Source organism: Shewanella sp. UCD-KL12 (genome assembly GCF_001957125.1).
GTDB lineage: Bacteria > Pseudomonadota > Gammaproteobacteria > Enterobacterales > Shewanellaceae > Shewanella.
The window spans coordinates 533,120-558,354 of sequence record NZ_MPHJ01000001.1 but is presented as its reverse complement, the minus strand read 5'-3'; the positions used below and the strand labels follow the sequence as shown (position 1 = coordinate 558,354).

At 42.8% G+C, this 25,235-nt stretch carries 27 protein-coding genes; 11 read left to right on the top strand and 16 right to left on the bottom strand.

All coding sequences use genetic code 11. The annotated features are described in order from the left end of the window. Positions 1 to 86: 86 nt before the first annotated feature. Together truC and BM736_RS02380 are read right to left on the bottom strand one after the other, a co-directional pair. Positions 87 to 902, bottom strand: a complete 816-nt coding sequence (truC, locus tag BM736_RS02385; RefSeq protein WP_076409839.1) for a tRNA pseudouridine(65) synthase TruC — start codon at positions 900 to 902, stop codon at positions 87 to 89. Between the two features lie 16 nt (positions 903 to 918). Beyond that, positions 919 to 1,251, bottom strand: a complete 333-nt coding sequence (locus tag BM736_RS02380) for a YqcC family protein (RefSeq protein ID WP_076408144.1) — start codon at positions 1,249 to 1,251, stop codon at positions 919 to 921. 171 nt (positions 1,252 to 1,422) lie between these two features. Here BM736_RS02380 and BM736_RS02375 point away from each other — a divergent pair, with 171 nt between their 5' ends. Both BM736_RS02375 and BM736_RS02370 read left to right on the top strand, forming a co-directional pair. Continuing rightward, entirely contained in the window at positions 1,423 to 2,436 is a 1,014-nt protein-coding gene (locus BM736_RS02375; protein WP_076408142.1) for a DUF3549 family protein, read from the top strand. Beyond that, the gene (locus BM736_RS02370; protein ID WP_076408140.1) at positions 2,433 to 2,822 is read left to right on the top strand and encodes a DUF3301 domain-containing protein; all 390 of its coding nucleotides are present in this window, start codon (positions 2,433 to 2,435) and stop codon (positions 2,820 to 2,822) included. Before BM736_RS02375 ends, BM736_RS02370 begins: the two co-directional genes overlap by 4 nt. Positions 2,823 to 4,396: 1,574 nt before the next feature. On the opposite strand, the gene BM736_RS02365 is transcribed toward BM736_RS02370, so the two are convergent. Continuing rightward, positions 4,397 to 4,726: a DUF962 domain-containing protein gene (locus BM736_RS02365; protein ID WP_076408138.1), complete on the bottom strand. Its 330-nt coding sequence runs from the start codon at positions 4,724 to 4,726 to the stop codon at positions 4,397 to 4,399. Positions 4,727 to 4,761: 35 nt separating this feature from the next. Next, positions 4,762 to 5,397: a GNAT family N-acetyltransferase gene (locus tag BM736_RS02360; protein WP_076409837.1), complete on the bottom strand. Its 636-nt coding sequence runs from the start codon at positions 5,395 to 5,397 to the stop codon at positions 4,762 to 4,764. Between the two features lie 181 nt (positions 5,398 to 5,578). Here BM736_RS02360 and BM736_RS02355 point away from each other — a divergent pair, with 181 nt between their 5' ends. Then, positions 5,579 to 5,806, top strand: coding sequence for a DUF2789 domain-containing protein (locus tag BM736_RS02355; RefSeq protein ID WP_076408136.1), 228 nt, complete (start codon positions 5,579 to 5,581; stop codon positions 5,804 to 5,806). An 18-nt stretch (positions 5,807 to 5,824) separates the two neighbouring features. On the opposite strand, the gene BM736_RS02350 is transcribed toward BM736_RS02355, so the two are convergent. Next, positions 5,825 to 6,196 (bottom strand): DUF3192 domain-containing protein, encoded by a 372-nt coding sequence (locus BM736_RS02350; protein ID WP_076408134.1) that lies wholly within the window; start codon positions 6,194 to 6,196, stop codon positions 5,825 to 5,827. Between the two features lie 150 nt (positions 6,197 to 6,346). On the opposite strand from BM736_RS02350, the gene BM736_RS02345 reads away from it, so the two are divergent. Together BM736_RS02345 and BM736_RS02340 are read left to right on the top strand one after the other, a co-directional pair. Then, a complete protein-coding gene (locus tag BM736_RS02345) occupies positions 6,347 to 6,670 on the top strand; it encodes a hypothetical protein (protein WP_076408132.1) in 324 nt (107 codons plus the stop codon). Beyond that, positions 6,670 to 7,443: a Zn-ribbon-containing protein gene (locus BM736_RS02340; protein WP_076408130.1), complete on the top strand. Its 774-nt coding sequence runs from the start codon at positions 6,670 to 6,672 to the stop codon at positions 7,441 to 7,443. The genes BM736_RS02345 and BM736_RS02340 overlap by 1 nt, the downstream gene beginning before the upstream one ends. Positions 7,444 to 7,465: 22 nt before the next feature. Here the strand turns inward: BM736_RS02340 and syd are convergent, their stop codons facing one another. Continuing rightward, positions 7,466 to 8,131 carry a SecY-interacting protein gene (gene syd / locus BM736_RS02335; protein WP_076408127.1) on the bottom strand — a complete coding sequence of 222 codons (666 nt, stop codon included), beginning with the start codon at positions 8,129 to 8,131 and terminating at the stop codon, positions 7,466 to 7,468. Positions 8,132 to 8,191: 60 nt separating this feature from the next. Here syd and queF point away from each other — a divergent pair, with 60 nt between their 5' ends. Continuing rightward, on the top strand, positions 8,192 to 9,049 hold the full coding sequence (queF, locus tag BM736_RS02330; RefSeq protein WP_179079003.1) for an NADPH-dependent 7-cyano-7-deazaguanine reductase QueF: 858 nt from the start codon (positions 8,192 to 8,194) through the stop codon (positions 9,047 to 9,049). Positions 9,050 to 9,117: 68 nt separating this feature from the next. Here the strand turns inward: queF and BM736_RS02325 are convergent, their stop codons facing one another. Then, entirely contained in the window at positions 9,118 to 10,029 is a 912-nt protein-coding gene (locus BM736_RS02325; RefSeq protein WP_076408123.1) for a LysR family transcriptional regulator, read from the bottom strand. Between the two features lie 209 nt (positions 10,030 to 10,238). Here BM736_RS02325 and BM736_RS02320 point away from each other — a divergent pair, with 209 nt between their 5' ends. Together BM736_RS02320 and BM736_RS02315 are read left to right on the top strand one after the other, a co-directional pair. Continuing rightward, entirely contained in the window at positions 10,239 to 12,281 is a 2,043-nt protein-coding gene (locus BM736_RS02320) for an alkyl/aryl-sulfatase (RefSeq protein WP_076408121.1), read from the top strand. A gap of 346 nt (positions 12,282 to 12,627) precedes the next feature. Continuing rightward, entirely contained in the window at positions 12,628 to 13,818 is a 1,191-nt protein-coding gene (locus tag BM736_RS02315) for an alginate export family protein (RefSeq protein ID WP_076408119.1), read from the top strand. Positions 13,819 to 13,966: 148 nt separating this feature from the next. Here the strand turns inward: BM736_RS02315 and BM736_RS02310 are convergent, their stop codons facing one another. Beyond that, positions 13,967 to 14,842: a 4'-phosphopantetheinyl transferase superfamily protein gene (locus BM736_RS02310; protein WP_083699796.1), complete on the bottom strand. Its 876-nt coding sequence runs from the start codon at positions 14,840 to 14,842 to the stop codon at positions 13,967 to 13,969. A gap of 221 nt (positions 14,843 to 15,063) precedes the next feature. On the opposite strand from BM736_RS02310, the gene BM736_RS02305 reads away from it, so the two are divergent. Genes BM736_RS02305 through BM736_RS02295 form a run of 3 tightly spaced genes read left to right on the top strand, consistent with a single transcriptional unit; the run spans position 15,064 to position 15,931 of the window. Beyond that, on the top strand, positions 15,064 to 15,285 hold the full coding sequence (locus tag BM736_RS02305; RefSeq protein ID WP_076408117.1) for a DUF4177 domain-containing protein: 222 nt from the start codon (positions 15,064 to 15,066) through the stop codon (positions 15,283 to 15,285). Beyond that, positions 15,285 to 15,521 carry a membrane protein insertion efficiency factor YidD gene (gene yidD, locus BM736_RS02300; protein WP_256717673.1) on the top strand — a complete coding sequence of 79 codons (237 nt, stop codon included), beginning with the start codon at positions 15,285 to 15,287 and terminating at the stop codon, positions 15,519 to 15,521. The genes BM736_RS02305 and yidD overlap by 1 nt, the downstream gene beginning before the upstream one ends. Then, positions 15,521 to 15,931, top strand: a complete 411-nt coding sequence (locus BM736_RS02295; RefSeq protein WP_076408114.1) for a hypothetical protein — start codon at positions 15,521 to 15,523, stop codon at positions 15,929 to 15,931. Before yidD ends, BM736_RS02295 begins: the two co-directional genes overlap by 1 nt. 176 nt (positions 15,932 to 16,107) lie before the next feature. Here the strand turns inward: BM736_RS02295 and BM736_RS02290 are convergent, their stop codons facing one another. The 8 genes from BM736_RS02290 to BM736_RS02250 all read right to left on the bottom strand — a co-directional run bounded on the left by BM736_RS02290 (position 16,108) and on the right by BM736_RS02250 (position 25,097). Next, positions 16,108 to 16,302 carry a CCGSCS motif protein gene (locus tag BM736_RS02290; RefSeq protein WP_076408111.1) on the bottom strand — a complete coding sequence of 65 codons (195 nt, stop codon included), beginning with the start codon at positions 16,300 to 16,302 and terminating at the stop codon, positions 16,108 to 16,110. Between the two features lie 172 nt (positions 16,303 to 16,474). Further along, positions 16,475 to 17,758, bottom strand: a complete 1,284-nt coding sequence (locus tag BM736_RS02285) for a hypothetical protein (protein ID WP_076408109.1) — start codon at positions 17,756 to 17,758, stop codon at positions 16,475 to 16,477. Beyond that, positions 17,755 to 18,438 (bottom strand): ABC transporter ATP-binding protein, encoded by a 684-nt coding sequence (locus tag BM736_RS02280; RefSeq protein WP_076408107.1) that lies wholly within the window; start codon positions 18,436 to 18,438, stop codon positions 17,755 to 17,757. Before BM736_RS02280 ends, BM736_RS02285 begins: the two co-directional genes overlap by 4 nt. Before the next feature lie 93 nt (positions 18,439 to 18,531). Next, a complete protein-coding gene (locus tag BM736_RS02275; protein ID WP_076408105.1) occupies positions 18,532 to 19,770 on the bottom strand; it encodes an FtsX-like permease family protein in 1,239 nt (412 codons plus the stop codon). Beyond that, the gene (locus BM736_RS02270) at positions 19,760 to 21,016 is read right to left on the bottom strand and encodes an ABC transporter permease (protein WP_076408103.1); all 1,257 of its coding nucleotides are present in this window, start codon (positions 21,014 to 21,016) and stop codon (positions 19,760 to 19,762) included. Before BM736_RS02270 ends, BM736_RS02275 begins: the two co-directional genes overlap by 11 nt. Before the next feature lie 108 nt (positions 21,017 to 21,124). Next, positions 21,125 to 21,901: an outer membrane lipoprotein-sorting protein gene (locus BM736_RS02265; protein ID WP_076408101.1), complete on the bottom strand. Its 777-nt coding sequence runs from the start codon at positions 21,899 to 21,901 to the stop codon at positions 21,125 to 21,127. 195 nt (positions 21,902 to 22,096) lie between these two features. Continuing rightward, the gene (fusA, locus tag BM736_RS02260) at positions 22,097 to 24,178 is read right to left on the bottom strand and encodes an elongation factor G (RefSeq protein ID WP_076408099.1); all 2,082 of its coding nucleotides are present in this window, start codon (positions 24,176 to 24,178) and stop codon (positions 22,097 to 22,099) included. A 619-nt stretch (positions 24,179 to 24,797) separates the two neighbouring features. Continuing rightward, positions 24,798 to 25,097 (bottom strand): hypothetical protein, encoded by a 300-nt coding sequence (locus BM736_RS02250; protein ID WP_076408097.1) that lies wholly within the window; start codon positions 25,095 to 25,097, stop codon positions 24,798 to 24,800. Between the last annotated feature and the right edge of the window lie 138 nt (positions 25,098 to 25,235).

Here is a 25,235-nt window from a genome sequence, read left to right as displayed (position 1 = left end):
GTAATCAAGATAGAAGCGATGTTCCAACCCCATTAGCTGAAACATCGTGACCACTCAATCATATTAGCTAAAAGCAATGGTTAGCTTTAGCAGATAAGCACTGGCTCTTCAGTCGACAATTGCTCGTCCCAACCAAAAGCGGAAAACAGTGTGAGCCATTGCTCCTCTAATTCTGTTTCAATACAGATTAGCTGCCCCGTTCTCGGATGAGAAAAAGACAACTTTTTTGCGATTAGCCATAATCGGTTGACTGAAAAGTGCTCCCTAAAAAACTTATTCTGCTTACCATCCCCGTGAGTGGTATCGCCAATGATAGGATGTCTTAAGTGCGCCATATGTCGACGTAACTGATGCTTTCGTCCAGTATGAGGCTTTAATTTCACCAAAGCATAGCGACTCGTTGCATAGCGACCAGATGGAAAAGGGATCTCGGTATTGAGTAGAGGTTGATAACTGGTTACGGCATCTTGAGCTGCCTTATCAGGATCCACATCTTTATCACCATGATCATCAAGCTCCTGCTTTAAGGGATAATCTAATGTCGCGGCATCATGCATATTGCCTCTGACAATTGCCAAATATTCCTTCTCGATGGTTTTCGAAGCAAACTGTTCACACAAGACATTAGCCATCTCGCTGCTTTTGGCAAACAGCAACACACCTGATGTAGGCCTGTCCAGTCGATGAACAGGAAAGACATGACAACCTACCTTGTCACGAGTGAGCTGCATAGCAAAAAAGCGCTCTCGCCTTGCCAGATATGAGCGGTGAACGAGTAGCCCAGCCGGTTTATGAATCGCTACAATATCCTCGTCTTCATATAAAACCTCTATCTCTGGCGCTGTCTCTTCATCTATTTCTAGACTATCTGATGCATTTTCAATTCGTTCTAACTCTGTCATCTTGGTTTCACTATCATTATCTAGATTCACTTAAAAATTTGTCCAGCTCTTCGAAAACCGTAATCAACGTCTGTAATTCAGCTTTATGGTTCCATAAATGGCTTGCCATAGGTGCTATAGCAATACTTGAAGGCAGTTCACGCTTTGCATTGATAAGAGACCGCATCTTCGGTAGGAAAATAAATTGAACCCAGTTTTCAAAAGGCATAGTTTCGACACTAAAAGGCGATGTATCAGCCATGGCTTCAATTGAGGGGGCTTGATCAGACCATAAAGCGTGATTTTTTAACTCATTCTCAATTTTGTATAGCATATGGGATGTCGCTTCATATCGGCTATCCTGCACCATAGATAAATTCTCACCTGTTAGCTTCTATTTACAAAATGATGGCAATATTTAACGAAAAAGCCGAAATATCCAATTAGCACATCATATTTAGCTGACAATAATACCATCTCAACTGACTTCTCCCTATAATAGTCGTCACTACATTACGGATCTCAGTGCAATAAAAACAAAATGACAGAAATCACTACTCTCAGCCAATTTTTATCGACAGCAAGTACTCAATTTCAAGTGTATGACATGGGTCGAAGAGTACAAAGCATAGATATAATGGCGTTTCATCAATTTGAGAACCTAGAAGCTCCTTACCCATCTCCAATACAGGGGCATGCACAGTTCGCTGTTGTCTTTTGGGATAAAAGCCAACAACACTATATTTGGTTTTTAAAACTACCTTTAGATGAACGTGGTTTACTGTCTCCAGCTCCCAGAACGCAATTTATCAAGATGGTGATTGAAGCTTTAGGCAAAGATCCAAATAAAACACTCACCGAAGAGGAGCAACAAAAGCTTGCAAATCACCCCTTCGCATTTAAACCTTCATCTGAAAAGCTAGCAGTCTTTAATGCGCTAGTTAGAAAGCAACTCAGTGGCACGGCTTCACCTCAGTATGAATTCGCCTATCAATATCTATCAGGTCAGATTGAAGCAGATAAATGGCAACAAGTAGGCTTACAAGGTATTGCAGATATCTGTGTACGGGCCAACGAACTCGATCATAATGCACACCTTATCAGCAGTTTTGATAGCAGTTCAATAGAAGTACAGATAGCAGTTTGCCAGTGTTTAGAGCATTTAAATATAGAAGAACAACTCGCAGAAAAACTACTTAATCAACTACTTAGTGCCGACAACACCCATAAACTATTTTTCCTGCGCGCTCTAGCATCGAATGATAAACTAGCACAAAAGGCGATTGCACATCTCGATGAAAAATCCCTGTTAGATGCAGATGCTTTACTGACTATTGCGGCGAGAAACTGGACAGTGTTAAAGCATGATCAAACTCGTACACTCTTCTTAGAAGCATTAGCCACTCAAGAGCAGCACTTTTTTAATCAAATTTTTGCTGATATTGTGGCAATCCCATTGTTGCGAACTCTGATACTATCAGAACTACGCAATCCGAACCGTAGCCCTAAATTAGCAAATGCTATCGGTGGCTTATTTAAGGTCATAAAATCATGATGACAGATTTTTTACTCATAGTTGCACTTGTCGTTATTGCAGCATTCTTTTGGCAATTACGACAAATGGCCGAGTTGAGCCGTGTTTATGCTCAACGAGAGTGTCAAAAGCAGAAAGTACAACTCCTCGCCATTGCAATGGAGTCAGCAAGACCTAGCATAGGTGGTAGCAGTGGGCTTACTTGGAAAGCCAAATATATTCTTGAGTTTAGTACTGATGGCATTAATCAATTTCGCGCTAATATCTCAATGCATGGTAAAAAGGTCACTAAAGTATCTTGGCCAATTTTCCCTGAGCCTGAGTGGATAGATGCCCCAGAGTCCAGAGGCTCTGTTGGTGGAAGTTGTGGCTCACGCGGCAGTTGTAATACAGGTAAATGTAAATAATACCAACCTGAATAAGTAAATATTCATAAAATCACACAGGAAAAACTGCTAATAAAGGCCTTAGTAGTAGGTTGGTAGAACGCTAAGCGCAGCACAATCGATAACCTATAGATAAAGAAAAAGCGCGGCTTCATCGAAGTCGCGCTTTCTGTCTCTTTTGTTAAGCAGTCCTGCTATTTATTGTGCTCCCTGCACCATCCATGCGTTCAATGTGCTCCCTGCATCATCCTTGTAACATCCTTTTTAGCTCCCTGTATCGACAAATAAAAATATTTGAGGTTACATTTCCTTATTCTCGATAGTCCATTAACCGAGCTAACTCATCCTTAAGCGTGTCCAAAAGTTCATCCATGTATATCCATATATTTATCCATTTACTCGATAATCCATTAATCGAGCTAACTCATCCTTAAGCGTGTCCAAAAGTTCATCCATGTATATCCATATATTTATCCATTTACTCGATAGTCCATTAATCGAGCTAACTCATCCTTAAGCGTGTCCAACGTTCATCCATGCAGATCCATTGTTATCCTTTTGCTCGATAAATCCTTTAACCGAGCTAACTCATCCTTAAGCGTGTCCAACGTCCATCCATGCAGATCCATTGTTATCCCTTTGCTCGATAAATCCTTTAACCGAGCTAACTCATCCTTAAGCGTGTCCAACGTTCATCCATGCAGATCCATTGTTATCCCTTTGCTCGATAAATCCTTTAACCGAGCTAACTCATCCTTAAGCGTGTCCAAACTTCATCCCTGTCGATTCCTTTCTGTACGTTCCGTGTATGCAGTCTTCCAGATTGCAAACTGTCCATCCTGGATAATTTTGCTTACTATCAGCAAGTGATACTCAATCCTAGAATATCTCTTCCTTGAATGAATCCATTCTGTGACTATCCCTTTGTCACAATATGATCTTCCTGACCACTGTTTCCATCCCTTTCATACATTTCCTTGTACGAGTTAAATTCTAGGTGATCTTGATAAAATATTTGCCTAAATACTAAACATTAACATTATCCATAACGAATGCAGTCGCTAACAAAACGTACAAAGATGATACTAAACAGTGAGTTAAGTGTAGGGGTGAGGGTTCACCATAAGAAAACAATCCACTTGTCCTACATTCTTGTAAGAGATCTCTCACACGCACTCAAGCAAATTAGGATTATGACTGTTCAGATGTTAATAAATTCACTTCATTAATATCAACAAAAAGCAACATTCACTCTTTTATCATCCCCACAATCTTAGCTATACAGCCATGGTTCCCCCCTAATAAGCAGAAGCCATCTCCATTCTAGCTAGCTGTAATTTAATAGAAAATAAGATCAAAAAGTGAGAGAAGCTTCTAAAGTAACCTGCGCAGTCTAATTTTAAGCAGAGTAAGACGTGTTAAATAGCGATTAACGCTATTTCATAAACAGCAGATAATTATTAGACGAATACCAACCATATGGTAACAATGGCGATACATTTACAATTAAAAGTACTGTAAGCCCTAGCAGCAGTGATGTGAATAGCTAAAGTCCCCACAGAGCGTTTAGTCTTTATGATTAACACGCTCAGCCATTAACTAACATTTTTACGCTTAACTAGAGTTACTAGCCATTGAGCTAGCATTACCCAATCGGCAAAAAAACTGTAAAGCGGATACTGAAAAGTCGCAGGTCTATTTTTTTCAAAAACAAAATGGCCAATCCAAGCAAAGCCATAACCTACAAGGGGTAAAAGAAGCAAAAGTTGATATAAGCCAAAACTAACACTAAAAGCAAACAGCGCTAGCACTGATAAACTACCAATATAATGCAACGCTCTACATTTACGGTCACTATGCTGTGATAAATAGAACGGATAAAATGCTTTAAATGAAGGGTATCTGCAGGAGTTCTTCTCACTCATATCTTATTCTATCCCTTAGTAACTGATGCGTATGGCTAATCATTATCGCCATGGTAATAAAGCAATTCACCCTCGACCTTACCGATAAACAATTTTTCAAGCACCGCAAACTCATGCAGACTAAAAATTTGTGCATGGGCTTGCTCACTAGCAAATACCGCGACACCGTCCATTTCAGGTTGTTCATCACACCAACTAGTCACAGCTTGAACTAACTGGCTTCCTAAGCCTTTCTTTTGCTCTGACGGTGAAACAGCAATAAATTGCAAAATGCCACAACGAGAACTCGGTAAATGCTCAAGTAAGCAGGTCTCCTTGTTTATTAAAGCCTGCGTAGATTGCCAGCCAGTACTTATTAGCATTTTTAATCGCCAGTGCCAGTAACGGGATTCACCTAAAGGAAGTTGCTGAGTCACAATACATACAACCCCTAACATTCGCTCACCTTCAAATAAGCCTATTAAAGTCTGCTCCTGTTGCCATAGCTCGTTAAGCTCCTCTCTTATTGCTCCACGTAATTTCTGTTCATAAAGTGCCAGATCACCAGAATGAAGTGTTTCAATAAAAAATGGGTCATCATGATAGGCGTTATAAAGAATAGAGGCAGCAACTCGGAGATCTTCAGCCGTAAGATATACAGCTCGATAAGTTTCTGATATTGGATTATCCACAGACATCATATATTATCATCCTTTGATCTAGATCAATTAACATCTAATGTAACAAGCAAGATCCGCAGTGTAAATATTAAACAATATGCACCTTTTGCCACTTGCACTTAGGCGATAAGTTTTCATGCTGCTAATATTAATTCTAGTGAATGTTTTCAGATAATGATCAGAGGGTAAGAATATGGATACGACACCACAAGATCTCAGTCACCTATTCGAGCAGCTAGGTCTAGATAGCAGTGAAAAAGGGATTGAAAGCTTTATCGGCAACCATAGCATTCCGAAAAACGTACACCTATTTCAGGCTGATTTTTGGAATGACGCTCAAAAAAGTTTTTTAAAAGAAGCTTTAGAGGAGGATGCCCAATGGTCTGAACTTATCGACCATTTGGACGCCCTATTGAGATAATAAAATTATCGGTATTGCTTATATATTTTTGTAGGCCATCTCCCCCCAGCCTACGAGGGTATTATTACTAAGTACAACTGGTGTGCACTCATCTTTGGTGGTCTTTCCATCACCATTGGTTCGCTGGGTGCGATAAAACAGTACATGCACTTCCTTATCTTTCTCAATGTAAGCTTCATTGAAATCTGCAGTTCCCATTAAAATGCTAACCTGTTCACGAGTCATTCCTAGACTGAGTTTTGAAAGGTTTGCCTTATTTACGTTTTGAGTTTCCTCCCAGCCCTCTTGCCCACTCCAACCTGACTCTCCATCACCGATATTGAGTACACAACCAGATAAGCTTAAACTAGCAGCGCCAATAAATACTAAACCAATTAAATTTGTTTTCACTATGACATCCTATTTCTTTATTATAGTTAATGGCGAATAAAGCAAATAACAGGCCAAAACACTAACACATTGTAAAGCATATAATTTAACTGATTAACTTGCGCCTAGTGTTGGTTAGAATCACAAACAGATGAGAAGATTAACCAAATTATGAGCCCTCTTGAGCAAGTGTTAGCAGCAGCTAAATCGATAGCCAGTAAAGGTAAGGTGCCGACGCTAGCACTGATAAAAACTAAACTTGGTAATACCCTTCCTATGCCTATCCTTATTCAGGGATTGCAGCAGTTCAAATCCATGGACAGTGATGCTATAAAGCAGCTATCTGAACTTGAGCCACAACCAGTTGCTAAAACTGGTAAAGAGAGTGAAATAGACGAGTTAAGATTGGAACTCGCTCAACTAAAGACCTGTTATCAGCAGATGAGTAAACGATTAGCAAAACTTGAAGCCTTGAACCTTGAGGGAAAAAAGTAATGCACGTTATTGAATTAAGGTTTGAATGCTTTGACAACACGACAATTACAGCAGCCGAAAAAGCAATCAATGGGCTTCTAGAGGCTTATCGGGCTAACGGGCAAGTACTAGGTCGTGAGTTTGCCGTTGCCTTTAATGATGGTGAGTTCAAAGTTAGATTGCTCATGCCTGAAAAAAGCAGCTTAGCGAAACGCTTTAACAGCCCTTGGGTGAGTCGAGCCTTAGAAGAGCTCACCGATGCTAAGCTGCTTGCTCCTAGAGAGAAGTACATCGGCCAAGATATCAATTCAGAGGTAAGCAGCTCTGAAGCGCCGAGCTGGCAACTGCTATACACAAGCTATGTACATATGTGCTCACCAGTTAGGAATGGCGATACGCTTCAGCCGATCCCACTTTATCAGCTACCAGCTACGTTTAACGGCGACCATAAACGAATTATTCGATGGCAGACTGAGTGGCAAGCCTGTGATGAGTTGCAGATGGCTGCGGGTACTAAAGCAGAGTTCGCCGCATTAGATGAGTTAACATCAATCCAAAGTGACCTATTTCGCCGTGGTTGGGATCTCAGAGGCAGGCTGGAATACCTGACCAAAATACCGACCTACTATTACCTCTATCGTGTCGGCGGTGAGAGCTTAGCCTCAGAGAAGATGCGTCCATGCCCACGATGTGGCAATAAGGAGTGGCTACTCGATGAGCCACTACTCGATATGTTTCATTTTCGCTGTGACACCTGCAGAATAGTGTCAAACATCTCATGGGATCACTTGTGATAACAGCCTTAGATTCTTGAGCCTAAGATCTTTTTAAGTTATTCCACATGACTTTAATCCGATTCCATATGCCTGGGTGATCAAGCTTGGGCATAGGCTCCTCAACATGAAGTTCTGGAGGGGCGACTCTAGGAGAGACTTGCTTGATAAAGTCATTTAAATTGTCTGATAATTTTTCAGATTGCTCCTCTCCAGGGATCTCAATCCAGACACTACCATCACTGTTATCAACGGTCAGCATCTGCTCACCGTTCCCTAGTACACCGATAAACCAAGTCGGTGGTTGCTTAAGCTTTTTCTTCATCATCAAGTGACCGATAATATTTTGCTGGAGGTACTCAAAATCGGTCAAACTCCATGCCTGAAGTAGCTCCCCCTCCCCCCACTGACTATCGAATAGCAAAGGTGCCGAGAAGTGTGCCCCATAAAATTCATTAATATCAACTTGAAGCTTTAATTCTAGCGCCGACTCGACATTTTCAAAGCTGCCGACTTCAGCGCGCTTAACCGGCTTCCAAAATACCAACAAATCATCATTATCATCTGAGTTCACTTTATCTGCATAATCCCCCTCAATGCAGTCAGAGTTTTCCCCTCTGGGATAGTATCGAGGTGATTCACCTAGCTTATCCATATATGCTTGGTGATATATTTTCAATAAATTATCGAGTGCAGGTAAAGAAGACACTTAGCAGAGATCCAAAATTTGAGTATAATGTGCGTCTATTTTGACATGGAATATCTATTGATGACACAAGTTCATGACCCTTATGAGAATGCAAAAGCACTGAGTGGATTAACCCTTGGTAAAGCAACGGGCTATCAAGCTGAGTATGATGCATCTTTGCTGCAAGGGGTTCCGCGTAAACTCAATCGTGATGCGATAGCCTTAACTGACGCTCTGCCATTCCATGGGACTGACATCTGGACAGGCTATGAACTTTCCTGGCTAAACGCCAAAGGTAAACCCGTTGTCGCAATAGCTGAGTTCTACCTGAGTTTTGATAGTAAAAATTTAATCGAATCTAAATCGTTTAAATTATATCTAAATACGTTTAACCAGACTCGATTCGATAGCATCGAACACGTCCAAACCACGTTAGCCAAAGATCTTTCAGATTGTGCTGAGGGTGAAGTCATAGTAAAGGTGATTGAGCCAAAGCAATTTACCTCTCAACGTATCGTCGAGCTTCCTGGAACCTGTATCGATGATTTAGATATTGAAGTCGATGATTACAGCTTTAATCCTGAGTACCTTGAGAATAGCACCGATGAAAAAGCGATGGTTGCTGAAACACTCAACTCTAACTTGCTAAAATCAAACTGTTTAATTACTTCTCAACCGGACTGGGGCAGCGTAATGATTCGCTACCAAGGCCCAAAAATCGACAGAGAAAAACTGCTTAGATACCTGATCTCATTTCGCCAGCACAATGAATTTCATGAGCAATGTATCGAACGAATTTTTGTCGACCTTAAACGTTTCTGTCAATGTGCAAAGCTCACTGTATATGCAAGGTATACAAGACGTGGTGGTTTAGATATAAATCCATACCGCAGTGACTTTGAAAATCCGCCAGAGAGCCATCGTTTAGCCAGACAATAGAGAGTAGAAACATCAAAGCAACCACATTAAAAAGATGAGTTAACACTCATCTTTTTTCAGATATAAGTTCATAGTCTTGACTCTATCAAATTTAATATTGTATCTCTTAACCAGAGGTTAGCTGGGTTTCGACTTAACTTACTACTCCAGACCATATGGTACTTAATAGGGTTAACCTCCAGTGGTAGAGGTAACACTTGCAGACCAAACAGCTCTGCATATTGATTAGCATAAGAGTTCGAGGCGAGAGTAATGGCATCACTGTTTGATGCTGTGGCTAGCATGGCAAGTATTGATGCTTGTTCTGAATACATCTCTCGTGCAGGTAACACCTCATCGGTAAGCAGATCCATCACACTTAAATTCCCTCTTCGCATATTAAGAATAATGTGTCGTTCAGAAAAATATTGCTTACGAGTAATAGAGCCACAGATCCTAGGATGTCCTTTTCTCACCACGCAGACTAGCTTATCAGTCATAACTTCCTGGGTTTTAAAGGATGCTAAGTTAGGCCTAATCATATCAATCGCTAAATCTACAACTTCAAGTTGAAGGTCAAGTTGCAGTTTTTGCTCTTCAATAGGGGTTTCCTGAAAAATGAGTTTGACCCCAGTTTGACTAAACATCTGCTCCGCTACGCTGTGCAGCAGACTAATCATTGTTTCATTCGCATAGATATGGAATATTCTTTGACTCGTTTGTGGATCAAACCTATCGAGTCCTAACAAGGTCTGCTCGATATGCGCAAGTGGCGTATCAAACTGCTCATACAAACTCAATGCTGCCGCAGTCGGCTTAACCCCGCGACCAACTCGAATAAATAACTCCTCACCCACAGCGCGTTTAAGTCGAGAAATGGCATTGCTCACCGATGATTGAGTCAGATCCAGCTCTTCTGCGGCCCGACTAAAAGAAGCGGTTCTACAAACGGTAGTAAATACGCGTAAAAGGTTAAGGTCGAATTTTTTTTGCTGTGGCATCTACTCTCCAAACACTGATTTCAGCATCCAAACTAACAAGCCTAATATTTATATTATAAATATTAACTTGCAGGTTAACCATAATTATTAATCAATTCAAGACAGGTAAACTGAGCGCAACAGTTTGAAAATCGACTCACGCTCATCGCAAGTCAACTAAGACTATTACCACAAGAGCCTGAAATAACCCAGTTCGATAGAGGTAACATATGAAAACATCACGACTCGCTGTATCTATCATCGCCGCACTGTCATTAAATACACTTACATTTAGTGCCAATGCAGCGCAACATGATCATGACCACGTTCATGGTGATCTCAATGTTAATGGTAAGGCTGCAACTCAAGCCACACTCGATACAAACCAAGCCTTTTCAGCAACCTTAGATTGGGATAACAGACAAGCCTTCGAAAACAATAAGCGCGGGCTTATCGCACCACTTGATAAAGCCTCAGCCGCCATTATGTTCGACGACTATGGGTTTATTGATCAAGATAGCGTCTCTGCGACCGTTAACCCCTCCCTATATCGTCAAGCGCAGGTCAATATGACTGCTGCCGGGCTTTATGAGGTACGAGAAGGTATTTATCAAGTACGTGGAACGGATCTATCCAATATCACCTTTATCCGTTCAGACAACGGCTGGATAGTCTACGATGTTTTGCTCACTAAAGAAGCGGCAAAGACCTCTACTGAGTTCTTCTTTAACAATGTTCCTGAAGGAAATAAGCTTCCCATTGTTGCCATGATCTACTCACATTCACATGCTGATCACTTTGGGGGGTCACGAGCCATTCAGGAGATGTTTCCTGAGGTCAAAGTCTATGGCGCTAACGGGATCACTAAAGAGACCATTGATGAAAATGTACTAGCAGGTAATGCCATGTCTCGCCGTACAGCCTATCAATACGGGGCAACCTTAGGGGCTCATGATCACGGCATCGTTGATGCGGGTCTTGGTAAAGCACTCTCAAAAGGCGAGATAACTTATGTGATCCCAGATTACGAGCTAAACCAAAACGGTAAATTTGAAACTATCTCCATCGATGGTTTAGAGATGATATTTATCGATACTGCAGGCACTGAGGCGCCAGCAGGAATGGCAACTTATATACCAAGTATGAAATCGCTTTGGACCGGCGAGATGATGTACCACGGCATGCATAATATCTACACTTTACGCGGTGCAAAAGTACGTGACTCCCTGAAGTGGTCAAAAGATATCAACGAAATGATTAACGCATGGGGTGGTGAAGTAAACACCCTATTTGGTTCTCACTCATCACCTATCTGGGGCAATGACCAGATTAATGATTTTATGAAGCTACAACGAGATAACTATGGCTTTGTTCATAATCAGTCGTTGCGTTTAGCCAACCAAGGCGTAGTGATGCAAGACATTGGCGATGAAATAGTAAAAGTGCTCCCAAACTCTATTCAACAAGCTTGGCATACCAACGGCTACCACGGTTCATACAGTCACAATGCCCGTGCCGTATACAACATGTATCTGGGTTACTTCGACATGAACCCAGCCAATCTCAACCCACTTCCTACCCACCCGGAAGCAGCCAAGTTCGTCGAATATATGGGCGGCGCTAATGCGATTCTAAATAAAGCACAAGCTGACTATAAGCAAGGGGAGTATCGCTTTGTGGCCACAGCGCTTAATAAAGTCGTGATAGCAGAGCCAGAAAACAAAGCTGCACGTACACTGCTTGCAGATACCTACGAGCAATTGGGCTATCAGTCTGAGACCATGGGATGGCGTAATACCTATTTGACCGGTGCGCAGGAGCTAAGAGTTGGTACACTACCTGGCACGCCTAAAACAGCGTCAGCTGATGTGATTGCCGAGATGTCTATCACCAACTTACTCGACTTTATGGCAGTTAAAGTAGATTCAAGTATCGCTCAGCACACGCCATTTACGCTTAATGTTGTGATACCAGACCTTAAAGAGATCCACTTCGTAGAGATGTCAAATGGTAACTTAAACAACGGCTTGGTTACCGAAGTTAAGCAAGCAGATGCGACCCTTACTATCAACAAGGCGGATGTCACTCAAATACTCTTAGGTAATGCTAGTTTGGCCGAGCTCAGCAAAACAGGCAAAGCATCAATAAGTGGCGATCCTGAAGTGCTAAATAAACTAAAAGCAGCCTCTGTAGAATTTGATACTAGCTTTGAGATTGTCCCTCGCCCAGCAAAAGGCAGCGAAGTTGATGCTAACTTTTACAACAAACACTAAAAGGAAATAGCAGATAAGGTGTTATCTGGTTATTATGGGGCTCACTGAGCCCCTTTTCCTTTTGCGCGACAGTGTCTAGCTTTATGTGAATCGATGCTGTTATCTCATAGCCAAACGAATCAAAAATTCAAATCCACCACACCGATGCCACTGTTAACATCAATATCAAAATCAACACCAAATACCACTTTGTAGGTATACCTTTATAGGTACAAGCCATTGATCTTTATCACATTTTAACACACTAAAAATTAATCAATCCGTAACATTGTTTTAGATCAAAAAACACAGAGCCATTCACATCTATAACAGCACAAAAGCAATGATGAAACAAAAGGATTACATCATGAAAGTTCGTGCTCTAACACTCGCTATCCTCGCAAGTTTGGCCTCATCTGCAGTAACAGCTGATACTGTTGATCCACTTAAAAAAGCCTTTATTGATGATTCAAAGGTTAACCTTCAATTCCGATTACGCTATGAAGATGTGGATGTCGATACTGTAGACAGCCAAAACCAAACAACCTTAAGAACTCGCCTTACTTATCAAACTGGCGATATCTACAAGCTGTTCGCATTGACAGAAGTCGATGATGTTCGCTCTACCGATAATGAAGCACTCATTGCCGATTACGAATACACACAGATCAACCAAGCATTTTTAGGCTATAGAGGCCCTGCCGATACGCTCGTAAAATATGGCCGCCAACGTATCTTGCTTGATAACCAGCGCTTTGTAGGTGGTGTAGGCTTCCGTCAGAATGAGCAAACATACGATGCTTTCTCGGTAAAAAATACCGCCCTTGAAAACTTCACTGCGTACTACTCATACATCAATAATGTTAATCGCATCTTCCCTGAAGGCTCAGGGAAAGATGAACATAAGAACGAAACAAACCTACTTAACCTAAATTACAAAGCTGGCGAAATAGCCAATATCACAGGTTACGCCTATCTCATCGACAATGTTGATGTTGCCGCATTCTCAACCGACACTTACGGTGTGCGCGCTGCTGGTAAGCTCAAACTAGATGCAATAAAACTCAGTTATGAAGCTGAGTACGCACAGCAATCAGAAGGTGGAGATAACCCGGCAAGCTATACCGCTAACTACTACAAGCTAGGTGCAGGGATTGGCTTCGATGCTTTCACAGCTAAGGTCGGTTATGAAGTATTAGGCTCAGATGACGGCAAAGCGGGCTTTATTACTCCGCTAGCAACACTTCATGCCTTTAACGGTTGGACAGATAAGTTCTTATTCGGTGGTAAAGGTAACTGGGAAAATGGCTTAATAGATACCCATCTTATTGTTACCGCTAAGCTTGCGGGTCTTAAGCTACTTGCCAAGTATCACACCTTCGAGTCAGATTTTGGTGATATCGACATGGGTCAAGAGTGGGGAGTAGCAGCAACTTACCCATTTGCTAAGCATTACAGTGTCGGTGTTAAATACGCCAGCTTTAGTGGCGCAGATGCAGGTTATGGCTTCTCGAATGATACCGATAAGCTATGGCTAACTCTGCAAGCCAAATACTAACGGAAAATGAGCAATAAAGCGCATTGATAAGCTCTGGTCTAAGTGCTTCCTGCTTATGCACTAACTTATCTCTCGCTCCCTTTTGAGCAGACATGGCGATAAATCATCGCCACTCTGCTCTTTTTTCATTGTACTCATTTTCATTAAACTAGCGCGACTCAACCCCTGTTAACAAAGTGCTAAGCTCCATCTTTTGAGCATGCACGTCAAAGTTTGCCGCCATATTCACACTTAATGCAAATCGGTAATCTTGGTTTAATTTACCCAATACCACAGTCCAGTCATCAGCAGGTTTAACTAAATCCCCTTGATGAAGGTTTAACTGAATACCTGCATTCATCTCCAATTCGTCAATACACATCTCTTGTTCAAATAATGCCAGTTTTGTCTTGTTCATTTCAGACAAATCAAAGCTAAACGACTTAAGAGATAGCGCTAAACCGAGCCCTTTGGCCTTGATATAGGATTCTTTCAATGCCCATAAATCAAAAAAACGGTCCCTTTGCAAAGCACTCGGCAGCGCCAGCAGCGCTTGTGTTTCCTCATGGGTAAAATAGTGGTTCAAGATAGGATAAATGTTAGTGCTTTGGCGATAACGCTCTATATCAACCCCTAATTCACTCACCTGTGAATGGGTATCACTTAGCACAGCGATCACCAACCACTCGCCACTGTGACTGATATTAAAAGTCAGCCCACTGCTCGCAACATGCTCACTCGTCAAACGCGGTTTACCCTTGTCTCCATATTCAAAGCGCCAAAATTTAGGAGATAATAACTGTTTATCTGCATGGTTATCTTTAGCAACAATAGACAAGAGCCCACGCAGAAACCCTCTCACCATCAGACCTTTCTCTTGATCTGAACGCTGAATATAACGCGATACTTTTGTTAGCTCATCTTTAGGCAGCCAGCTTTTTATCAGGTCTGCCTGCTTCAATGTCAAAGATTCGTGATCGAGTGGACAGAAGAAAAGCTTGAGGTTTTTGTTTCTATGCGCCAAGACTGAATGGGTTTGACTCAAACTAACTCCGAAATGGTGAAATAAACTCAATCGATCTTATCAAAGCCAAGGCGATAGAGATACCTCACCAAATGGCACGTTAACTTTATTGTTTGAAATTAATGCAACCGATCCCCTCCTAAAGTACCACTACGGATTATCGGGTAAATTCCATTTACGCTTGATAATATTTGATGTAAGTTACTGTCTCTATTAGAGTTCAATTTATCTTCAGGTAAAAAATGACAGCTTACAAAGAATACAAGGTAGTACATATTGTCGAAGGTGGTTGCGGCACAATATTCTTAGGCTCTAGCGGCCTGCCACTAAAAAAAATGGAAGTAACGCTCAATGAGCAAGCCGCTGAAGGCTGGCAAGTTGTATTTCAGGTGATCGAACGCAAACGCTTTTGGTTATTTTGGAATCGAGAAGCCGTGATAGTCACACTAGGCCGCAACAGCTAGTGAGTTTGTCTAAGCTCGCTATCGCTATGATTAATCGCTATCAGCGCAAGGGCGGCTCTAAGCATTACTTTAATCTAGAATGTAACTTTACGCCGACCTGCTCTGAATACACTAAGCAAGCCATCGAATATTATGGCTTGCTCAATGGTTGCACAATAGGCTTAAAGCGGATTATGCGCTGTTCAGAGCCCGATTGTGTCAATATCCGCCATGATCCTTTACTGAAGGAAAAGTGATGTTCTTATCTAAAGAGGCATTGGTTGAGCAAGAGGAAGCCATACGCCTAAGAGTGCGTCAATTAAGTGATGAACAAAGGCAAAAATATCATAAGTTAACGCTTAAAAGCATTAAAGACCCAGACAACTATGCTGTTCTTAATTGGTGCTTTATTGCTGGTTTTCATCATTTTTATCTTAAGAAGTTTGTCCGCGCTGCAGTGAACTTAAGCTTATTTACTTTAGGGCTTATTTTACTTTTCACTGTCGAGCCGCCTTGGATAGGGCTTGGTATTTATGGTCTGATATTCCTGCTTGAGCTACCTCAATTGCTTAACGCACAAAATATTGTTCATCAATACAATAACCAGCAGATGCAAGCATGTTTAGATGAAGTGATCAGCTCTTCAAGTGACAAGCCATTAGCTTAGCAAGTACTCTCTTTCAAATGAGGTATGCATTGCTTTAACTAAGTTTAAGTGATGTAAGATTAAGCGATTAAAAGCCTCGACGGCTCGACGGCTCGAGGCTTGTCAATTGGCTAAAATGTATTTACACATTTAGGATTTCATTAAGGCCACTCAGAGCCGCCCCCTTTTGAACGTCCCTATGAACATGAACCGCAGCACACTCCTGGCTCACCATGCTTAGGCTTTTTATCACTGGCCTTACTATCTGCCTCAACTTTGGCATCAGCTTCATTAGTGCTTTGCTTCAAGCTTTGAATCGGCTCAAGCTCAGTTTCAGTCACCTTTTCTGCCGCATCTTTCTTCTTAAAAAAACCAACACCCGATATCGCCATTGTGATCCCCTATGAAAATCATTTTAAACATTCATTTTTTTAGCATGTTATTAATTCCGACTAATCTAGTCAAGTACTAGTTTCTGCATCAAGGGATGAATGTAATACTAATAGGTCTAAAATGATAAGAGAATGCGTGACTAAATAGGATTATGACTTAGATTCATTAACGCTAGAAGCTCCATTTTAGCTGCACAAATCCCAGCGTCGATGCGCTCTGTGAAAACAAGCTGTCAGTGCGGCCATCAAAACGCTGCAGTACCATCAGCATGGTCCAGTCGTTGGCCAATGAGTAGCTCATATTGGCACCATAAAAATAGGAACCATCATCATAAAAGCTGCCGCTAACAGTCACTCGGCTCAGTGGTGAGATATCAAAGCCAAGTTCAAGATAACTGGTCCAGTTGGTAAAGCTTAAGGTTCTCGCAGTCAGAGGAAGATTTAAATAAAGCAGCGCGCTATCAGACTCAGTGGGCGCAGAGATATGCAGCACAGAGCCTCTGACCATCCAGTTTCTCGCGCTGGTAAAGCTATAATCCATCTCGAGTGTGGCAACACTGCTTGCCTCTAGTCTCTGCGGTTCTGAAGATAAACTCGCCCTATTCACTAAAGGGTTTATCGCAGTCGTAATGCTTGTACTCGCGCCATTTGGAGCAGCCTCCTCAATGGGCCAATAATCATATTGAGGGTCAAAATAGCTCACCTCACCTCTAAAACCTGCGCCAGCAATATCTCCCGCAAAACCCGCCCCAATAACATGATCAAAGCCTGACTTACCGATTAAAAACTGTAGATCCCAGCTAGCGATGTTCGTCAAATAACGCGCCGCATAGCTAGTTAACTGACTATCTTGATTTGGGTTATAAACAAAATCTAATGAGCTAGCAAAGCCAAGTTTACGGCTAACAAGTACAGCATCAGCGCCTGAGCGTTCTTCATAATCGAAGTCATATATAGAATACGCATTGAAAATATCATTGGGGTTCCACAACGTGCTCATCGCCCAATTAATACGAAAACGCCCCACTCTTGCCTGCCAGTCTCCACCAGCAAGTTCACAGGGCTTCCAATCGATATAGGCGCGATCAAATTGGGCATTACCGACCCAACCATTTTTGTCTAACCAGGTCGTCGACATATCCCAGTAACCTGGATCTAAACCGATAAGATCGCCGTATCCCGGGATGTTTGCACTATCGCCATAAAACACTCTATTGCGCATCGAGAGATTAAATCTAAGCTCACTATCGAATCGATACTCAAAGTTAAATCGTTGATGTAATAGATGGTCAACACTATCTGATGATGAATCTGGGTAGGAAAGCGTGCCCATATACTTCACATAACCATCAAGATCCCAGCTCTTAGCAGGCTCGAGCCCTGGAATTGGCGCCGCGACAGCTAAGCTTTGAACAAGCACTAACACAGAGAAAATGAGTAAGCCTGTGAGCCTCACTGCATCTTATCCTCGGTTAACTGGCCATCTTCAAAAACAATCACTCGGCGGGCACGCTTTATCACTCGGGGATCATGGGTTGAGAAGATAAACGTGGTGCCTTCATTTTCATTAAGCTGCTGCATAATATCCAGTAGCTCAGACGTGCTAGCCGCATCTAAGTTTGCAGTGGGCTCATCGGCCATCACAAATCGCGGTCTTGGCGCTAAGGCGCGCGCCACTGCCACTCGCTGCTGTTGCCCTCCGGATAGTTTTGATGGCACCTTATGTAAGTGTTCACCAAGCCCTACACGCTTAAGAAGATCTGCCGCTCGTTCGCGGCAATCTGCTTCGCTATGTCCCTGCAACTGCATCACAAACTCGACATTTTCAAGGGCGGTAAGCACTGGCAGCAAACTGTAATCCTGAAAGATAAAGCCCACATGATCGCGGCGAAAAGCGATCAACGCCTTATCACTTAACTGACAGATATCATTGCCATCGATAATAACCGTGCCAGATGTTGGCTCATCGATGCCGCCTATCATATTAAGCAAGGTGGTTTTGCCAGAGCCTGAGGGCCCCATCACGGCTACAAACTCCCCTTGCTCAATATTGAGATCTAATACCTTAACCGCATGCACAGGAAAGTCGGTATCTTGATTATAAATTTTGCACAGTTGAGTTGTTTGAATACTCATAATTACCCTTTACTCTATAACGACTGACAAACACAGGCACTGACCAACACAGTTTTAGTCCCTTCCTCACTTGTCTTAACTTGCCACGAGTCTTTAATGCTTTTCAGCCATGGCATCAACCGGGCAAAGCTTTAGGATCTGTCTTGCCGGATAAAGCGCTGCCAACAAGCTGACAATAATGACCGTGGCGAATGTAGCGCTGTACTCCAGCACAGAGACGTGAGGATACAAAGTGGTATCGACACCTAATGCTCCTACACCTTCAGCCATACTCCCAAGCTCAATGCCGGTAATTTGTAAAATATTAACTAAAATAGATGCGCCGAGAACGCCTAAAACTCCCCCCGTAACACCTAGCAACCCAGCCTCTAAGATGATCAACATAAACACCTTATGCTTTTGCATACCAACAGCCATTAAAACACCAAACTCGCGGGTCCGCTCAAATACCGACATCAACATAATATTGATAATACCAAAGCCCATTGCTAACATAAAAATGCCCAGCACAATGGCATTACTCACGCCAATTTGAGAGATAATCGTCGCCAGCATAGGTTGGATCTGCTGCCAATCTCTAACACTATTGGCCTGTTCACCACTTAGTTCATCAAGCCGTTGCTTCACCTTAAGCGCTGCTTCATTTGAGAATCGGTTGTCAGTTTGATGGAGCACGACGGCTATCTCATGCACGCCATCAAGCCCTGCCATCTTCATCAAGTCACCTCGTCTGACATAGAGGTTGCCATCATCAAAACCTGTCGATGGCGTTTTGAAAATGCCAGCGACTCTAAAAGCGGCACCTGTGACATCTTTATTCACATCGCTAAAGGTTAAAACGACTTTTGAGCCTAAGCGTAGCTTCAACCGTTCGGCCGTTTTCTCAGATACCAGCACAGGGTGCCTCCCCTTCGCCGGCAGCCACGTTCCCGCGATCATTTTGCTGGCAAGTGGCGTGACCTTAGCTTCATCATCAATATCGACACCATTGATACGGATCCCACGACTAGAGCGCGCCGATGCCACCATGCCATCAACCAAAAACCGTGAAGACCAAGCTTTGACTTCCGGCATACTCGCTAACGCTGCCGTGACATTTTCAGGGGAGTGAATAAGTAACTTAAGCTCTGGATTATCAACATACTGCCGATTATGAACTTGAAGATCACTGGTTTGCCAGGCAATAGCATTGTCAATCATATTGCCGTACATGCCTGTCATAAAGCCCATCATGGTTACCACGCCAATGAGCCCAAAAACCATGGCACTGAGCATAATCGATGTCCGTAGTTTGTTTCTCCATAAATTACGCCAAGCCAATTTAATGAGCATGTTCACCTCCCTTTAGCGCGGTCACCAAATCTAAATGGTAAACCCGCCATAATGGGTAGATTAAGCAGATTAGCATCAGAATAAGTACGATCAGAATCTGGTCGATAAACAACCATGGCGCGAGCATCATAGGAATAATCGGCTCCCAGCCCATATCTAACATCAGCTGCGCAGTCTCCCCAGTTAGCTCAATTGGGTGAAGGTTAAACCAGACAAGTATGGGGGTGCCCACAAGTAAGCCGAACACGATCCCCAAAAGCGAGATAAAACTCGACTCAAGCATGACTAAAACAAGCAGTTTTGGCCGTAACAGTCCAGTGGCTAACATAACGCCAAACTCTCGCTGCCGCTCTAATGTCATCATCAAGATAGTGGCAAACAGACCAAAGCCCACCACGCCATAGAGCAGGTACATCATAAAAATTCCGCCCGCTTTATCCATGGCTATCTGCTGCGCCATCTCGGGAGATAGCGCCTTCCAATCCCGTACATTAACTTGCCCAGTAAAGCCCGCAGAAGCACTTTGCTCATTATAGGCCTGGGTTAGCTGGGTCACTGTGCGCTCAAGATTGATAAGCTCATGGGTATGTAGTACCCAAGCCGTCACCTGTTTCTCTGCGCTAAACAGCGTTTGTGCCAGTGGTAATGGCATATAAACAAGCTGGTTATCGAGCCCAGAGATTGGAAAATGCAAGATGCCTTTAATTGTGTATAGCCCAGCAGCAGTTTGCCCCCGATACCCTTGGCCATAGAGTACGATCTCATCGCCAACAGCAAGCTCAAAATACTCAGCCAAGCCCTGACCTATCATCACTTGCTTATCATCTTGCTTAAGGAACTCCCCCGCCACCAGCTTACTGGCAATCCCCGAGTAATCATCCTCTTCCTCAGGCATGACCCCCAACACCATAACGCCTTTAGACTTATCGGCAGCGGCGGCCAGTGAAAATGACTCAATGCGAGGTAAAGCTCGCTCTACATCTGGCAGATTTTTCGCGATATCGATAAAGGCATCGCTTTGTGGCAGTAGATCATCAATGCTCTGGGTCTGGGCAAATTCTGGGTGTTGCAGCTGAATGAGGCCGGTAGAAAAGCGAGCGCTATTTTCGATATTATTAGCATAGCTTCCCTCCTGGGTGCTACGCATAACTAAAGAGAGAGTTAACGCTAAGGCCAGTGCACTTGCAGTCAGTAACGTCCGGCGTTTCTGTCGCCACAAATTTCGCCAAGCAAGTTTGATTAACATAGATCTCCCTAACATCAGCTACGAGTACAAGATAGAGCTAAGAAAGCTGCGAGTAGCGAGTAAAGCTCGTAGCTCGTAGCTCGTAGCTCGTAGCTCGTGACTAAAACCTTAATCCCTTAACGCTTTCATCTGACTTTGCGAGAAGAAGGCATCACCAATATCAAAATCGAACTGGGCTTCATGGGTGATCATCTCAGTTCTATTGCCTGGCTTATCTTTTGGCGTCATGGTCATGCGGGTGGCGATTAACCGGCCTCCCATCTGCTTTACATCGAAAGTCTCCATGGTATTAACTAAGTCATCGAACTCATCATAAAACTCCACCTTGCGCTGCAGGTAACTCTCTTTGGAGATCCATAATCTCACTTTACTCCACACCACTGGCGCATCAGCTTTCGCAATGGCATCGATGACATAGCTGTCATCACCATCAATAGTCTGCTCCTCGATGAGTTTATGGTCATAATCCACAACGATAGAGGACTGGTTGATAAGATCATCATTGGTAAAATCAGATCCCATCCAAGATTGACTCAACATCGATGGGGCTATTTTAATCACACGTTCGATACTTGGGATCCAGTTCCACATCTCTTTTTGACGTTTCAGCGATGCACTCCCCTTATCTTTAGCAGGAGCTGTCACCAGTACCAGTGACAAGTCTTGGCCCTTGGTCCAGCTTTTCATGCTCATGGAGCGAGTCCAATCGGGGCGAATAATATTCATAGTCGCCACTGTATAGCTGGCATCTCCTCGCATCTGTTTATCTGACTCTGCCACTATTTCAGATGCCGATTTAGCCTCTGCGAGCCCAGAAAACAGGTAAATAGCAAACAGAAATAAAGCAGCATAAAGCCTAACGTTTAGGTTCAATAAATCGCGCATATAAAGTCCCCATAGCACAGTAGATGATTGAATCAATCAACGAACTATTAGCTACTATAAACGATTGAACAAAAAGCGAAACAGTGATTTGAATAATATAAATCTACGTACGATAAAGGATGAATAGCATGTAAAAATATTAAGCTGGGCAGTGCTATAAGACATTACCCAGCAACACTAAAGGAGTTAATACAATTACACACAAAACTCTTTCACTAACTGTCGTTGGACATGCTCAGGCGTAATGTCATAACGGCTAAACGCCATCGAAAATTGACCGTCTCCACCGGTCAATGACTTAAGCCGCGTGGAATAATCATCAACTGAAGCCAGAGGTGCCTCGACACTCACTTCAATCTTCTGCTCACCCATAGCACTCGTACCACACACCATGCCTCGGCGCGCACTGATATCACCAGTTATATCTCCCACGTGCTCACTCGAAATACAAATTTGCATCTCGACTATGGGCTCTAAAATAACTGGAGAAGCCTGACTTACTGCTTCGATGAAGGCTTTCTTACCTGCCATCACAAACGCTATCTCTTTTGAATCAACACTGTGGTGCTTACCGTCAAGTAAGCTCACCTTGATATCCTGCATAGGAAATCCAGCGAGTTGACCATGTAACATAGCCTCTTTGACTCCTTTTTCAACCGCCGATATATACTGGCCAGGTACTGAGCCACCAACCACTTTGCTGACAAACTCAAAGCCAGATCCTCTTGATTGCGGCTCAATTCTTAGCTCTACCTCACCAAATTGACCCGAACCACCCGATTGCTTCTTATGTCGATACCGCGCCTGTCCAGGTTCGGTAATGGTCTCTTTATAAGCAACAGCGGGTTTGTCCGTATCCATATCCACATGAAATAAGTCATGGGCCTTCTCAATCGCTATTTGCAGGTGAAGCTCTCCCTGCCCTTGAAGTACAGTCTGCCCTAAAGTATCTCTAAGACCTGAACCTGCGTTACCCAAACTAGAGCCGCATATGTTCAAGCTAGGATCTTCTACCACTAACTTATTGAGTACTTCAGCTATCTTATGCTCATCTCCGCGGCGCTTAGGCGTAACAGCCAAAGCAAAAATTGGCTGAGGTAGACTCACTTCAGGTAGATGAAACTTATCTTCATCATGATTATCATGAAGCACAGCGCCTACCTCAAGTTCATCTATTTTAGCTAGTGCGATAATATCCCCTGGTACCGCCCTTGGTATGCCGACATGTTTATCACCTTGTAGCTTAAAAAGATGAGTGACTTTAACGGGCTTGCGTCCCTCTCCAATAAATAGTTTCATGCCTATCGTCATAGTGCCTTGATATAGCCTCATTACCCCCATGCGGCCGAAAAAAGGATCGATGGAAACAGAAAATACATGGGCTAATACATGGTCATTGGCTTTTTGAGTCACATCGACAGGCACCATGGCTTCACCAAAACCATTAACGAACTGCGGTGGATTAGCCTCTAGCGGGTTAGGAAGTAACTTAGTGAACACCTCTAATAATGCGTCTATTCCAACATCTGATTCTGCACTGGTAAAACATACTGGCACTAGATGCCCCATACGCAGGGCAAGCTCCAACGGCTCATGAAGCTGTTCAGGGCTTAGTAGCTCCCCTTGCTCCAGATATAGCTCCATTAACGCTTCGTCTTCCTCAAGCACGGTATCTATCAGCTCATCTCGAGCCGCTATTGCCGAGTGAAACAGAGGCGCTATTTGATTATCTACTTTATCTGCACAGTGCAAATAACAATCTACAACGTCATCAAGTGATGCACTCGGTAGATTCACCGGCAAGCAACGAGCGCCAAACTTAGTTTGGATATCGTCGAGCAGATCAGGCAGTTTTTCTTGATTACCATCAATGTGGTTGATTGCTATCAAAATCACTTTGCCTTGAGTTCTGGCTGCCTCAAACGCTCTGTGCGTAATCGTTTCAATACCGCTTGTAGCATTAATGACTAATAATACTGACTCAACCCCAGGTAAGGGCGGCAGCGCTCGGCCAAAGAGATCCGGTAAACCTGGTGTGTCGATAAGATTAATATGGTGTTGGTTGAAATCAAGATTTAAAAAAGAAGGTTCTAGGCTATGGTGGTGGGATTGTTCTTGGGCAGTGAAATCAGCATGATTTGTGCCCCTATCCACCCTGCCCTTTTGCGTTATCGCTTTTGCCCTGTACAGCAAGGCCTCAATCAGGGTCGACTTTCCTGCCCCTGAATGTCCTAACACTGCAATATTTCTGATCTGCTCCGTAAGAAACTCCGCCATAACCAACTCCTGTAGCTTATGAGGGCAAACTCTTATCAATAAATAGACAGAACCAGCCCATATAGGTGAGATCAATCAAATGACTTATACCAATCAGTATAAGAAAGTGAACTGCTCAGAGTGATTTTGGCAACTAATTCAAGGCGAATTGCTGATGGAATCGTTATTCCCTTGTGAAGCTATTCAACGAAGAAGTAGGCAGTCAAAAACACTCCTGAAAGGCGAGTTTTAGCACGTCAGATGCTGTGTTAACGAGCTAGAACGTAGAATAACTATGCCCTTCACTCGCTGCAAAGAACATGGATGTTCTGAATGTCATTAATGCAGGAGCTATTAATAACCTTGCCTCTGAAGCGCTAAACTCTCGCTGAGCGATCACATCTTTATACTGATTGGTAATAAAAGTATAGACTTGATGGCTTGCTCATTATTTGACCTGAGTCATTTTTATGAACAAATCTAGATGGGAGTTACTGGGGCGAATTAAAACTGCAGCATCAAATATCTAATAGACTGATTTCAGGCCTGTATCTAAATAGAAAAGGCTAAATAGATAAAGCATAAAGATAAATAGATGACTTATTTATCTTTATGCCATGTTAAGAAACAAGAAAGGTAATCACAATGACTGTGGCGGTGGCGCACCATTAACAATGTCATCTACCATTTTTTGAGCATCTTGTTTTCGATCTTCACGTTGCTGTCTTGTATTGCAGATCCTCTTAGGAATACTCGAGCCAGTTTGCTTTACTTTTTTACAACGATAACCAGATTCAGCAAGGATTTTATCATTTTTTTCCTTCAATAATCGTTGCTCTTCAGTCATCGGTTCATCAGCAACCGAGCTGCATCCTGTTACAGCCAAGATAATAGATGCCATAACCCCTGATTTTATGAAGTTGGACTTTAATATAGACACTAACTTCTCCTTATTTAAACTCTTCCTTAAATTAAATCCATATAAATGAATTCTCGGTCCTACTTCTCTATTCCTAGCTGAATGAATCTATCTCATGCCTCACAATAGAAAAGGTTTAACAGTCAACAAACTTACACA